General features: G+C 43.5%; 13 protein-coding genes. 3 read left to right on the top strand and 10 right to left on the bottom strand.

The genetic code is table 11. The features are described from left to right. Nucleotides 1-113 precede the first annotated feature (113 nt). Nucleotides 114-1,235 carry an alanine dehydrogenase gene (ald, locus tag CU635_RS08665; RefSeq protein WP_101576942.1) on the bottom strand — a complete coding sequence of 374 codons (1,122 nt, stop codon included), beginning with the start codon at nucleotides 1,233-1,235 and terminating at the stop codon, nucleotides 114-116. A 307-nt stretch (nucleotides 1,236-1,542) separates the two neighbouring features. On the opposite strand from ald, the gene CU635_RS08660 reads away from it, so the two are divergent. Beyond that, on the top strand, nucleotides 1,543-1,995 hold the full coding sequence (locus CU635_RS08660; RefSeq protein ID WP_101576939.1) for a universal stress protein: 453 nt from the start codon (nucleotides 1,543-1,545) through the stop codon (nucleotides 1,993-1,995). An 84-nt stretch (nucleotides 1,996-2,079) separates the two neighbouring features. On the opposite strand, the gene argH is transcribed toward CU635_RS08660, so the two are convergent. Next, nucleotides 2,080-3,453 (bottom strand): argininosuccinate lyase, encoded by a 1,374-nt coding sequence (gene argH, locus CU635_RS08655; protein WP_101576937.1) that lies wholly within the window; start codon nucleotides 3,451-3,453, stop codon nucleotides 2,080-2,082. Beyond that, the gene (locus CU635_RS08650) at nucleotides 3,450-4,655 is read right to left on the bottom strand and encodes an argininosuccinate synthase (RefSeq protein WP_101576934.1); all 1,206 of its coding nucleotides are present in this window, start codon (nucleotides 4,653-4,655) and stop codon (nucleotides 3,450-3,452) included. Before CU635_RS08650 ends, argH begins: the two co-directional genes overlap by 4 nt. A gap of 199 nt (nucleotides 4,656-4,854) precedes the next feature. Here CU635_RS08650 and CU635_RS08645 point away from each other — a divergent pair, with 199 nt between their 5' ends. Then, nucleotides 4,855-5,169 (top strand): hypothetical protein, encoded by a 315-nt coding sequence (locus CU635_RS08645; protein ID WP_101576932.1) that lies wholly within the window; start codon nucleotides 4,855-4,857, stop codon nucleotides 5,167-5,169. Nucleotides 5,170-5,237: 68 nt separating this feature from the next. Here the strand turns inward: CU635_RS08645 and CU635_RS08640 are convergent, their stop codons facing one another. From CU635_RS08640 to CU635_RS08625, 4 genes are all read right to left on the bottom strand, one after another. Continuing rightward, a complete protein-coding gene (locus tag CU635_RS08640; RefSeq protein ID WP_101576930.1) occupies nucleotides 5,238-5,753 on the bottom strand; it encodes a MogA/MoaB family molybdenum cofactor biosynthesis protein in 516 nt (171 codons plus the stop codon). Beyond that, a complete protein-coding gene (locus CU635_RS08635; RefSeq protein WP_101576928.1) occupies nucleotides 5,734-6,588 on the bottom strand; it encodes an EcsC family protein in 855 nt (284 codons plus the stop codon). Before CU635_RS08635 ends, CU635_RS08640 begins: the two co-directional genes overlap by 20 nt. Nucleotides 6,589-6,725: 137 nt before the next feature. After that, nucleotides 6,726-7,922, bottom strand: a complete 1,197-nt coding sequence (locus tag CU635_RS08630) for an acetate kinase (RefSeq protein ID WP_101576926.1) — start codon at nucleotides 7,920-7,922, stop codon at nucleotides 6,726-6,728. A gap of 235 nt (nucleotides 7,923-8,157) precedes the next feature. Continuing rightward, nucleotides 8,158-9,141, bottom strand: a complete 984-nt coding sequence (locus CU635_RS08625) for a class I SAM-dependent methyltransferase (protein WP_101576924.1) — start codon at nucleotides 9,139-9,141, stop codon at nucleotides 8,158-8,160. A 263-nt stretch (nucleotides 9,142-9,404) separates the two neighbouring features. Here CU635_RS08625 and CU635_RS08620 point away from each other — a divergent pair, with 263 nt between their 5' ends. After that, nucleotides 9,405-10,379 (top strand): nuclease-related domain-containing protein, encoded by a 975-nt coding sequence (locus CU635_RS08620; RefSeq protein ID WP_180956562.1) that lies wholly within the window; start codon nucleotides 9,405-9,407, stop codon nucleotides 10,377-10,379. 337 nt (nucleotides 10,380-10,716) lie between these two features. On the opposite strand, the gene tpx is transcribed toward CU635_RS08620, so the two are convergent. The 3 genes from tpx to CU635_RS08605 all read right to left on the bottom strand — a co-directional run bounded on the left by tpx (nucleotide 10,717) and on the right by CU635_RS08605 (nucleotide 12,796). Continuing rightward, nucleotides 10,717-11,217 (bottom strand): thiol peroxidase, encoded by a 501-nt coding sequence (tpx, locus tag CU635_RS08615; RefSeq protein WP_101576920.1) that lies wholly within the window; start codon nucleotides 11,215-11,217, stop codon nucleotides 10,717-10,719. 296 nt (nucleotides 11,218-11,513) lie between these two features. Then, nucleotides 11,514-12,080, bottom strand: a complete 567-nt coding sequence (ytfJ, locus tag CU635_RS08610) for a GerW family sporulation protein (protein WP_101576918.1) — start codon at nucleotides 12,078-12,080, stop codon at nucleotides 11,514-11,516. Nucleotides 12,081-12,097: 17 nt separating this feature from the next. Continuing rightward, nucleotides 12,098-12,796, bottom strand: coding sequence for a DUF2953 domain-containing protein (locus tag CU635_RS08605; RefSeq protein WP_101576916.1), 699 nt, complete (start codon nucleotides 12,794-12,796; stop codon nucleotides 12,098-12,100). Between the last annotated feature and the right edge of the window lie 16 nt (nucleotides 12,797-12,812).

The following is a 12,812-nucleotide window of genomic DNA, read 5'->3' as shown; positions in this document are numbered from 1 at the left end:
GACACTTACTCGGGTTGGACTTTCACCAACTAGCAATTAACGGCTTGCTGGGCACGCGCAAAAGAAAAAACCCGGCTTGTCCGGGTTTTTCTTGTTCTATAGGCATATAGTTTTTAAAGTTGCTCAAGCAGTGTTTTTGTATCTGAATATTCAAGGTTATGTGCTTCAGCCACAGCCTGATACGTTACATAGCCAGCGAGCGTATTGATCCCTCTCAGCAAGGCCCCATTATCAAGGCACGCTTGTTTGTACCCTTTATTTGCGATTTGGATCGCATACGGTACGGTCACATTCGTCAGCGCAATTGTCGAAGTGCGCGGCACCGCTCCCGGCATATTGGCGACAGCGTAGTGAACAACACCATGCTTTTCATAAGTAGGGTTGTCATGAGTCGTAATTCTGTCAGTTGTTTCAAAAATCCCGCCCTGGTCAATCGCAATATCAACAACCACTGCACCAGGCTTCATCGCTTGGATCATTTCCTCTGAAACCAGCTTTGGCGCCTTTGCCCCTGGAATTAAGACTGCACCGATCACAAGATCCGATTCATTAACCGCTTCCGCAATATTGTAAGGGTTGGACATGAGGGTTGTTACATCTGTTCCGAAAATATCATCCAATTGGCGGAGCCGCTCAGGATTCAAATCGATCATCGTAACCTTTGCCCCAAGGCCAATTGCCATTTTCGCGGCATTTGTCCCCGCAACACCGCCTCCGATAATCGTCACCTTGCCTCTTTGCACACCGGGAACACCTGACAGAAGAATCCCCATTCCGCCATTTACTTTTTCTAAAAATTGCGCGCCAATCTGCGGTGCCATTCTTCCGGCAACCTCGCTCATCGGCGTCAATAAAGGAAGCGCCCCATTTGCGAGCTGCACAGTTTCATAAGCTAGTCCGACCACTTTATTTTCGATCAGTGCTTTTGTCAGCTCCGGTTCAGGTGCTAAATGCAAATATGTAAATAAAATTAATCCTTCACGAAAATAACGATACTCACTCGGAAGCGGTTCTTTCACCTTCATGACCATATCCATCGACCAGGCTTCCTCGGCCGAATTGACGATTTTTGCTCCGGCAACAATGTAATCCTCATCTGTGAAACCCGATCCTGCACCGGCATTTGTTTCAATATATACTTCATGGCCAAAATTAATGAGATTAACTGTTCCTGCTGGTGTCATCGCCACGCGGTTTTCATTGTTTTTGATTTCTGCTGGCACTCCGATTCGCATTATTTTATACCTCCCATAATATCTTCAGACCGAAATGATTATCTAAACAGTTACTAATATATCACCTTTTCATAAGAAAGAGGAAGAAAAATTCCCCTTTAACGATAAGACTTTTTGAAAATTTCGCATCTTGACATTAACTTAGTGAACAAGCCGTAGCTGCTTGCTCCTGGTGTGGATCAAGCTAAACCTGCTTGTTCCTATCGTGGAACAAGCCAAAAGCCGCTTGTTCCTATTATTGTTCGTTTTTTTGCTACAATATTCACAGCGAAAATATTGTATAATTAAGGCAAAGGAGGAGAGGACAATGAAACTGGCGTATAAAAATATTTTAGTAGCCGTTGACGGTTCCAAGGAAGCGGAATGGGCTTATAAAAAAGCGATTGAGATTGCCAAAAGAAATAATGCTTCCCTCGTTTTATCCCATATCATTGACACAAGAACCTTTGCCACTGTAGAAGCGTATGATCGGGCAATCGCGGAAAGGGCACAGCTTTTTGCAGAAGAGCTTTTGAAAAATTACCAGCAGCGGGCGTTGGATGCCAGCATCACAGATGTAAAATATGAAATAGATTATGGTTCTCCAAAGGTTAAAATTCCGAAAGATGTTGCCAAAAAGCATCAGGTCGACTTAATTATTTGCGGTGCAACCGGATTAAATGCGGTTGAACGCTTCTTGATCGGAAGTGTTTCAGAGCATATTACCCGCTATGCAGCCTGTGATGTCCTTGTTGTTCGAACCGAAAAAGGTCTGGATTAAATACTGTTGTAATATTATCATTTTTACCTTAATGTCAGCAGATAATACCAAAAGCACGCAGCCACTAGCGGCATGCGTGCTTTTTTATTTCCATAATAACTTTGCTTTATCAATCGCTTTTTGTACCTGTTCAAATCCTGTCCCGCCAGCGCTGTTGCGGCGCTTGACGGCCGTGTATGGATCAAGGGCGCTATAAATATCTTCTTCAAATAATTCGGTTGCCTCCTTGAACTTTTCCAGCGGCAAATCGGCAAGAAAGCAGCCTTTTTCAACACAGGCAAGAACCAATTTTCCAACTACTTCATGTGCCTCACGAAATGGCAACCCTTTATCCGCCAAATAATCGGCAAGCTCGGTTGCATTGGAAAAATCGTTTTTTACTGCTTTTTCCATAACTTCGGTATTGACCTTCAGCGTCTTCATCATGCCGGCAAATATTTTTAATGAACCGGTAACAGTCGTCACCGTATCAAACATTCCTTCTTTGTCTTCCTGCATATCCTTATTGTAAGCGAGGGGAAGCCCTTTTAAGACCGTTAACAGCCCGATTAGATTTCCATACACCCGTCCCGTTTTACCGCGGACCAACTCAGCCATGTCAGGATTTTTCTTCTGCGGCATAATGCTGCTTCCTGTCGAAAATGCGTCGTCCAATTCAATAAATTTGAATTCCTGGCTCGCCCAAAAAATAATTTCTTCGCTTAATCGCGACAAATGCATCATTAAAATGGAGCTCGTTGATAAGAATTCAAGGATAAAGTCACGGTCGCTGACAGCGTCAAGGCTGTTTTCATAAATTGCATCGAAGCCGAGCAGCTCGGCACTGTAGTGGCGGTCGATCGGAAAAGTTGTCCCTGCCAGTGCCCCGGCTCCGAGCGGCGAAACATTAACCCTTTTTAAACTTTCCTCATAGCGCTGTTTATCCCGTTCAAGCATCCAAAAATAGGCCATTAAATGGTGCCCGAACGAGATCGGCTGTGCCCTTTGCAGGTGCGTATAGCCCGGCATAATCGTTTCAACATGCGCTTCGGCTTTTTCGACAAGCTCCTTTTGCATTTCGATGATTAATTCAATGATCGCTTCTGTTTGCGTACGCAAGTATAAGTGCATATCGGTGGCAACCTGGTCATTTCGGCTTCTTGCCGTGTGAAGTTTGCCGCCGGCTGCGCCAATTTCCCCGGTCAGCAGACTTTCAAGATTTAAATGAATATCCTCCAATTTAACTGAGAAAGGCAGCTCGCTTTTGCCGGCCTTTTCCTTTAAGTTAAGAAGGCCCTTTTTAATGAGCTCGCCTTCAGCTTCGGTTAATATCCCGCATTTCGAAAGCATCTCTGCATGCGCAATACTTCCGTCTATATCTTCGTTTACGAGCTGATGGTCAAATGAGATCGATGCGCCAAACTCATCGACCCACTCCTCCGCACTCTTCGTAAATCTTCCGCCCCACAGTTTTTTCACACAGTCACCTTCTTGTTTTGCACAATACTTTGTACTTTTGTTGGCAAGCCCCATAACTTAATAAAACCTAAGGCCGCTGTATGGTCAAACTCATCTTCCGCTGTATAGGTAGCAAGCTTCTCATCATAAAGGGAATAAGGAGATTTTCTGCCTTCCACGATTGCATGGCCTTTGAAAAGCTTAACGCGAACCGTTCCGGTGACATGCTCCTGGGTCTGTTTCAAAAACGCTTCAAGCGCACCTTTTAAAGGAGAAAACCAGAGACCCTCATAAACGAGCTCAGTAATTTTTTTCTCAATCACCGGTTTGAAATGCGCGACTTCCTTCACAAGCGTCAAGTCTTCCAGCTCTTTATGCGCGTTAATTAATGTGATCGCAGCGGGACATTCATACACTTCCCTCGATTTGATCCCGACAAGGCGATTTTCAACATGGTCGATTCTGCCGACGCCGTGCTTTCCAGCCAGCTTATTTAATTGTAAAATAAGCGCAGATAAGGAGTAATGCTTTCCATTCAATGATACAGGTACTCCCTTATCAAAGCCGATTTCAACTAGATCAGCTGTTTCCGGAGTATGTTCAAGACTTGCTGTCAGCTCGTACGCCTCTTCCGGCGGCGCCGCCCACGGATCTTCCAAGATTCCGCATTCATTGCTTCTCCCCCACAGGTTCTGGTCAATCGAGAACGGGCTGTCTAAGTCGATCGGAATCGGAATTCCCTTTTCTTTTGCATATTGAATTTCTTCTTCCCTTGACCAGCTCCATTCACGGACTGGAGCCAATACCTTCAACTCAGGGTTCAACGCCTGAATCGAAACTTCAAACCTGACCTGGTCATTTCCTTTGCCTGTGCAGCCATGAGCAACTGCGACCGCACCCTCCTGCTCAGCAATTTCAACCAGCTTCGCTGCAATCAAAGGGCGCGATAAAGCTGATACGAGCGGATATTTTCCTTCATATAATGCATGAGCCTGCAAGGCGATCAATGCATATTCCTTGGCAAATTCTTCTTTTGCATCAATCACGTACGACTGGACCGCCCCAACCTGAAGCGCTTTTTGCTGGATAAACTCCAAATCCTTGCCTTCACCGACATCAAGGCAACAGGCTACTACCGAATATCCCTGGTCCCCCAGCCACTTTATTGCTACAGATGTATCCAAGCCACCTGAATATGCGAGTACTACTTTTTGATTTGTCATCGAAGTTCCTCTCCTTAACGAATGAATAAATATTCATCTAAATATATTTTTATACAATATCTGTTTTTTACTTTACCAAGTTTTCGATCACTTTTCAATACTTATTAATAAATTTGTGTAAACATGATTTTTTTAATGATTGGAACACATGAGGGGATTGATGTAGAATGAAAGCAACAACGCTTCATGGAGGCTTAAGATGGAGGATTTTTTTTCGTTTAATCAAAGGCTGGGCATCCCCCTTCCCGAGTCTTATAAAAGCTGGGACACATACAGTGAAGAAGACCAGCAATCAATTTTGCTGACATGGGAAAAAATCAGGGGCAAAATCCCTGATCGAATCTCCGATTTGGAGAGGATAATCAATTTAAAACAAGCAGCACTCTTTGATGAAAGCGACTTTAAGCATTCCTGCCAGCTAAACAATGAGATTGCCGAACTGGCGTCGATCATCAATGATTTATGGCTCTGGTACCGTACCAGCCAGGATATCTCCGGGAAGGTGCATCAATAAAAGGCCTCTTCAATGTGAAGAGGCCTTTTATCCATTCAAGCTACTTCAATGTGAAGAGGCCTTTTAAGCTACTTTAAATCCTTCCTCAGTTCTCTGACGACGTGCCCAAGCTCAGGCAAAATCAGCCTGTTCATTGCGAGCTTTACGGCGCCTGATGATCCGGGCGTTGAAAAAATCGCTGTATCCTTGATAACTCCGGCAATCGCTCTTGATAGAATTGCTGCTGATCCAATATCCTCCTGATAGCTAAGCATTCGAAACAGCTCTCCGAATCCTGTTATTTCCTTATCAAACAGCGCGCGCACCGTTTCAATCGTGACGTCCCGCTTCGCGATGCCAGTACCGCCATTTGTAATGACTGCATCAACGGCAGAATTCCCGGCAGCCTTTAAAACTTCTGCACGAATCGGCTCCGCTTCATCTTTTACAATGACGTAATCCAAGATTGAATGACCGAACTCCTCAAGTAAATCGATGATTAATCGGCCGCTTTTATCCGTTTGTTCATCCCTTGTATCGCTGACGGTTATGACCATGCAGCGAACCTGCTTCGGTGCTTCCTGCTTATGCTCCGCTGTGCTCATCGGCCCGCTCCTTTTCCAAAAAATAACGCATTTGATAATATTGGTGCGCGAATTCTGTCACCTTTCTCGTCAGCTGATAATTTACTCCCGCACCAATTGCCATGCTGATCAGCGGCATTCCCTGAACAGAACGCTTTTTTAACATCATAATCGCAATTCCTTTAAAGACCTGCTTTAGCGGATGCTCAAGCCACGTCAAATCGGTTAAATCTTCTTTTCCATCATAAAAGTAAAACTCCCCGCTCCCTTCAAGCTCGTTCATCAATTCGTTCCAGGCCTGTCCCTGCATGCGCGGCGGCAATGTCGCAGCGTGGAACACTTTTAACGAAGTCATCATTTCAAAAGGAGTGTTTACTTCAAAACTGTAAGTCATCGCAATCAGCTGGACGACCCGGAGATTAATCACCGCCATTGCCGGAATATCCGTACCGAGCAGCAACGCACCGCCTGTTCCGGATAGGCCGCCCTGTGCAAATGAATACAAGCGGTGTCGCGAAATTTGTTGATGGGCTATGTATTTAAGCTGGTCGATATCAAGCGAGCGGAGATCCCTGACTGTCTCAATGTCCGGATTAAACACCCTGCCAGCTGTTAGAATCCGTTCTTTTGCATCATGCTGGATTTGCGCACTTTGAATCACAGCATGAAGATGAAAGAGCCAATTATCGAGGGCAGAAAATATTTGCTTCTGAATCTGTTCAGGAAGCAGCGAAAATGATCGCTCCAAATATTTTTCATATGTCAATTCCAAATCATTCGGCTCATAACTTGCCAGTCGCGTTTCCCAATCCCTTATTCCATCAAGTACCTGTTGTTCCCGTTCTGATAAAGCCAATCCTATTACCCCCAGTCTTGCCGGCTATTTTTAATCATTATAGCACAGAAAAACATCCCGTTTCCTTTCAGAAGCCAACGGGATTTTCATACAAAAAAGCAGCTTTATCCCGTACTTGAGAATAAAGCTGCTTGTTATTATCCGTGAATTGCGCCTTTTTCAACAACGTCCCTGGCAATCATCACTTCTTCATTGGTCGGGATGACCATAACTTTAACAGGGGAGTGAGGATAGTTAATAAACGCTTCTTCACCGCGGACTTTGTTTAAAGCCGGGTCCCAATAAACACCCATAAATTCCAGTCCTCTTAACACTCTTTCACGAATGGTATCACTGTTCTCACCGATTCCTGCCGTGAAAATAATCGCGTCTACGCCGTACATGCGGGCAGCGTAAGATCCGATATATTTGTGGATTCGATTTCCAAACACTTCAAGGGCAAGTTCAGCCCGTTCATTGCCTTTATTGGCCTGCTGTTCAATATCGCGGAGATCACTCGAAAAACCGGATACGGCAAGCATGCCGCTCTTCTTATTTAACACCTCAAGAACCTCTTCGGCTGTCATTCCTGTTTTCTCCATAATGAACGGAATCAGCGCGGGATCGATGTTACCTGAACGGGTTCCCATTGTAACACCTGCCAATGGGGTAAAGCCCATTGAAGTATCAATTGATTTGCCGCCCTCAATTGCGGCAATACTGGCACCGTTCCCCAAATGACATGAAATAAGGCGCAATTGCTCGACCGGACGGCCAAGCATTTCGGCAGCCCTCTGTGATACATATTTGTGCGAGGTTCCATGGAAACCGTATTTGCGAATTCCGTATTTTTCATAATATTCATAAGGAAGGCTGTACAGGAAAGAGTTCTCCGGCATTGTTTGATGGAAAGCCGTATCAAACACCGCCACGGCAGGGACGCTTGGAAGAACGCGCTGAAATGCCCGGATACCCGTGACGTTTGCCGGGTTATGAAGCGGGGCGAGCTCTGATAATGATTCAATTTTGCGGATTACTTCATCAGTAATCAAAACAGATTCATTGAAATCTTCACCGCCGTGAACAACGCGGTGCCCGACTCCATCAATTTCTGATAATGAAGCAATGACCCCAAGATCAGTCAGCTTATCAAGCAGCAATTTTACAGCTACTTCATGGTTTGGTATGTCGGTAACTTCCTGTATTTTTTCACCGTTTACCGTTATATTAAAAAGTGCATCATTGAGGCCGATCCTTTCAATCAGACCTTTTGTAATCACTTCTTCGCCAGGCATTTCAAACAGTTGAAATTTTAAAGAAGAACTGCCTGCGTTTATTGCAATAACCTTTGACATGATTGCTACCGCTCCTTTTGTATAACACGATCATAAATTAATATTCTTGCCTGGTACAATGTTATTTTGTACAACCGGCATTGAATATATCTCTCAACTCCCCATTTAAACACTGTCCATGACACTTTTCAAGACGCACGTGCGATTGTTACCGTTTTCAACACAAATTAAATATATTCTGATATTTTATCGAAAAAAACCGCTGCAATTTCTGCACGCGGTTTTATGATTCCTCTTATTTATTTTCGGCAAACCAGGCATTTATTTTTTGAAGGATGCGGTCTACCGCAGCTCCGTTTGATAGATCTGGCAGATTAACAAGCAGAGCTTCTTTAGGAGGGTTGATATTTTCGCCCTTTTTCTGCAGGATCAAAATGCTTTTTGCGTCAGCCTCATTTTTAACAAGGTTGAAAGGAAGCTGGATCAAGCTTTGAATATTCAAATTCTCTTTTACAAAAGCATGCAGATTTGCAGCCTGCTCACTTTCAAACAGGCCATTCGGGATGATCAAAAACAGATAACCACCCGGTTTTAAATATCGGGTGCTCTGTTCGATAAACAAATGATGTGCATACGTATGACCTGATTCAGCCCGAATATCAAACGCGGCGGCCCTGTCATCATTTGGATAAAAGCCGACAGGCAAATCGCAAACTACAGCGTCAACAGGATCTACAAAGAGCGGCTCCAAGCTATCCTGATTAAATAACTGAACTGGATGTGATTGCAAATTGGCATTTACATAAGCGAGCTTTACCAGCAAATCGTCGATGTCGATCCCGATCGCCTCAACCTGTCTATTATCCTGGTAATTGATTACCGTCGTTAACAGATTGCCCGTCCCGACTGCCGGATCGAGCAGCCGAAAAGAACTCGCCTCCACAAACTTATTGACCAAATACCCAACGAGCATCCCGACTGTATCGGGAGTCATCTGATGGTTTGGCTGGACATGCTCCTTCATTCCTTTTAAAATCGCGAGTTGAAATGCTTTGCGATACTCTTCGCTTAGAAAATTTTTTTCCGCAACCAAGTTATAACTTTTTTCAAGCCTTTTAACGGTTATCTCACTCAATTCTTCCTGAAGAATCGTGTTTTGAAAAATATTTTCCCCTGTTTCAGCAAGGGCTTCCAAATATGTACACTGCAGCTCTTCCTGCAGGATCGCAGCTGTACCGTCAAATACTGCAAATAGTTGTTCTACTGGAGAAACCTCCACTTCACATACCTCCCGAAGTCTTTATTTCCCTATTGTAACGATCACACTTTTGATTCACAAGCAGGCAACTCTCACGTTCGCGGATAAATTTTGCTTTTAACGGATATATGGTGCCTTTCCGCGGATAAATTGAAATTTTTCGCGGATATATCGAAATTTTCGCGGATATCTCCCTTATTTCCGCGGATAAAATTTTTTCAGCAGGCAGGAATTTGTAAATTTAATAGAGAAATTGTCTTAAAAAGTAAAAAGGAGTGATATTTTTGATTGTTAAAGAGCGTACAGTTCCCGTAAAAATTAAACTGGGTAAGGCTTTGTTAAGAAGACTCCCCAAAAACCATCCAAAACGGGCGACAATTGAGCAAGACTTAGCAAAAGGGCAGGCCGGTTACAAAGGAGAGGAAGCCTTAGACTTTTATTTAAAACGTCTCCCCCAGAAAAACTTCTATATTTTTCAAGACCTTCGACTGCAACATACCTACTCTTACTTCCAAATCGATACGCTGATCCTTTCTCCATGTTTCGCGGTTATCCTTGAAGTCAAAAATATTTCAGGTACATTATATTTTGATCCCTATTTCCAGCAACTGATTCGAACAATGAATGATAAGGTTGAAGGCTTTCAAGATCCTTTAACTCAAGTGAGAAGGCAAAGTGAACTTTTTAAGAAATGGATAACAGAACATAACATTCCAGATATCCCGATAAAAAATTTCGTTGTGATTAGTCATCCCTCTACCATCATTACGACTCCACCTGAAAATTCTCAAGCGCTCCAAACCGTTTGCCACGCTTTTCAACTTGTCAGTAAAATAGAAGCTCTTACCAATCACTTTATTAAGGAAAAACTTTCTGAAAAGAACCTCAAAAAGTTAAATCGTCTGCTAATCAAGAAACATAATCCCCTGCAATACAATATCCAGCATTATAATATCTCCCAAAATGAAATCTTAAAAGGCGTACATTGCCCGGAGTGTTCATTTATACCGATGGCCCGAGTGCAAGGAGCATGGGTATGTGCTAACTGCAATACTCGTGCCAAAGATGCACATGTAGAAACAATAGATGATTATTTTCTCCTTATTCGACCTACTGTTACGAATAAGCAATTACGTCAATTCCTGCAAATTTCTTCTCCGGACCTATGTAATAGAATTCTAAGAGCGCTGAATTTGCCCTGCACTGGAAAAGGTAAAGGCCGAATTTACTTTCAGTCCGAACCACTTGAAAAAAATTAGAGACTTCCCTGTATGCACGTAGTGTGCATCCTACATTTCGCGGATATAATAAAATTTTCGCGGATATATGGTCCTTTTTCGCGGATATATCGAAATTTCCGCGGATATGAAGCTCTTTCCACGGATAAATCGCAATTCACCGCGGATAGCCCACCTTTTTATGTGTTTTTTTCATCTAAGACAGTCAAGCGCCCCGTCTTGATGATTTTCTTTGCAGTTTTCAACTGCTTCCAATCATTTCAACTATGTTTTCACCATTCCCAACCGCCTGGGATCGGACCAAGTTTAAAAATCGCAATAAAACACCCCCGCTATCCATCAGCGGGGGCCACTTTGATTATTTTGCTTGTTTTGCGGCTTCTATAGCTGCTTCGTAATTTGGATGATTGGTTGCTTCGCTGACATACTCTGCGTATGTAACGGTCTCGCTTGAATCAACGACGAATACGGCACGGGCAAGCAGGCGAAGTTCTTTAATACCAACTCCGTACGCTTCAGCAAATGAAAGGTCACGGTGGTCGGAGAGCGTTTGGACATTCTCAATTCCATTTGCTCCGCACCAGCGTTTTTGTGCGAATGGAAGATCGACACTCACCGTTAAAATCTTCACATTATCAAGTTTTGCTGCCTCTTCGTTGAAACGTCTTGTTTGCGCGTCACACACCCCTGTATCTAATGACGGCACAACGCTGATCAGCCGAACAGTACCTTTCGAATTATCAAGCGTCACCTCTGATAAATCATTGGCCAGCACGACAAAGTTTGGTGCTTTGTCACCAACTTTTACTTCATTTCCTAACAAAGTAACCGGATTGCCTTTAAAAGTAATTGATGCCACTCGAACCATCCTCCTCAACATTTTTCTTGCAGAACGCCTGGTCTTGAGATGATAAGCCGCTTTTGTCAGAATATATTCCCACATAAATGCAGCTTATTTTTTCAATATGTACAGTGTAAATGATAGCTTTTAAGAGCATTTTTTGCAAAGGATTAAGCTTTTTTTAGGAAAAAACAAACACAAGAATATCTTCTAATCCAACAAAAAAGCTAACTCTCATCTTGCAAGAGTTAACTTCTGTTGTTCTAAAAATCTTCATCCTGCTGTTGGCTGTTACCGTTGTTCGATTCGTTTTGCTATTGGCTGTTACTGTTGTTCGATTCGTTTTGCTGTTGGCTGTTACCGTTGTTCGATTCGTTTTGCTGTTGGCTGTTGTTGTTGTTTGATTGGCTTTGCTTCTTGCCGGCCTGTTCGCCCCCGCCTGCCCCGTTTTTATTCTGAAACATTTGCTGGATCTTATCAACGGCCTGTGGAGCGAGCTCCAATATTTTTTCATAAATATGAGTGCTTTCATCAAGGTGCAGCATTTTTACTCCACTAGAGCTGACGATTAAAAAAGCGATTGGCGTAATCGAAACACCGCCCCCGCTTCCACCGCCAAACGGATGCTGGGATTGTCCCTGGCTCTGGCTCCGGCTTTGGCTCTGATTCTGACTTTGTCCCTGCCCTTGAGAGGAACTTGAGCCATCCAGCTTAAATTCACTGCCGCCTGCGGCGAAGCCAAAGCCAACCTTTGCAACCGTTAAAATTACGCTTCCATCAGGGGTTTCAACAGGATCCCCAATAATCGTATTGACATCAATCATTTCTTTTAAACTTTCCATGGCAGTGGTCATTAACCCCTGAATCGGATGCTCGGACACTTCTGCTTCCTCCCCATCTAAATGGATTTAGCCTTATTTTCAGAATGAGCGGAAAAAGGTTTTGTTATAAACCTGAGGCCTGCGCCCTTCCCAAATTTAATCATTTTAATTCCGGCAACCATAGCATGCCCGATTCTAAATTGAAGCATACATGTAAAGGATGTTTCAGAAATGACCTGTTGAAACCCGGGCGCAATCGACAACACAGGCATCATCTTAAGCTTCATATAACTGCTGATCATCCCGATAATGCTGCCTTTAAGCGCCCAGATCCCGCCCGTCAGCACCGCTGTCGATGCAGCATCGCCAACCCCGACAACCGAATGCCATTCCAAATGTTTAATAGCTATTTGCTTCAAAAAATTTTTAAGAATTCGATGTAACTGTTCCATCTCGTCAAGCAGTTTTTTCACGTCATTTAAACTAGTTCCCAAATCACCGCCAGGATCCTTGCCGTATTCTTGTGACGGATTTGTTCCATCATGCTCCATTTCCTCGTTTAAAATAGCTGATCCGGAATCTTCATTGGCCGTTGGCAGAGGGACATCAACTCGATATTTTACCAGCCCAAACCACACTTTAAACTCCAATTGTAAATGGTTGTTGCCGTTGTAATGGTTGAAGTATGCATAAACCGTTAATTTGCTCATCACAATGATGACTATAAGGAAAATAGTAACCATCAAAATGATTAATCCAATTGCAACCCAATTCATGATAAAACCACAACCT

The organism is Bacillus canaveralius, assembly GCF_002860125.1.
GTDB lineage: Bacteria > Bacillota > Bacilli > Bacillales > Cytobacillaceae > Bacillus_BJ > Bacillus_BJ canaveralius.
This window is presented reverse-complemented; position numbering and strand designations above follow the sequence as displayed.

Coding starts and splice junctions, on each gene's coding strand:
- CU635_RS08640 (WP_101576930.1), bottom strand. CDS start 5,753: ATGAGCACAGCGGAGCATAAGCAGGAAGCACCGAAGCAGGTTCGCTGC.
- CU635_RS08645 (WP_101576932.1), top strand. CDS start 4,855: ATGGAGGATTTTTTTTCGTTTAATCAAAGGCTGGGCATCCCCCTTCCC.
- ald (WP_101576942.1), bottom strand. CDS start 1,235: ATGCGAATCGGAGTGCCAGCAGAAATCAAAAACAATGAAAACCGCGTG.
- CU635_RS08605 (WP_101576916.1), bottom strand. CDS start 12,796: ATGAATTGGGTTGCAATTGGATTAATCATTTTGATGGTTACTATTTTC.
- CU635_RS08660 (WP_101576939.1), top strand. CDS start 1,543: ATGAAACTGGCGTATAAAAATATTTTAGTAGCCGTTGACGGTTCCAAG.
- CU635_RS08650 (WP_101576934.1), bottom strand. CDS start 4,655: ATGACAAATCAAAAAGTAGTACTCGCATATTCAGGTGGCTTGGATACA.
- CU635_RS08630 (WP_101576926.1), bottom strand. CDS start 7,922: ATGTCAAAGGTTATTGCAATAAACGCAGGCAGTTCTTCTTTAAAATTT.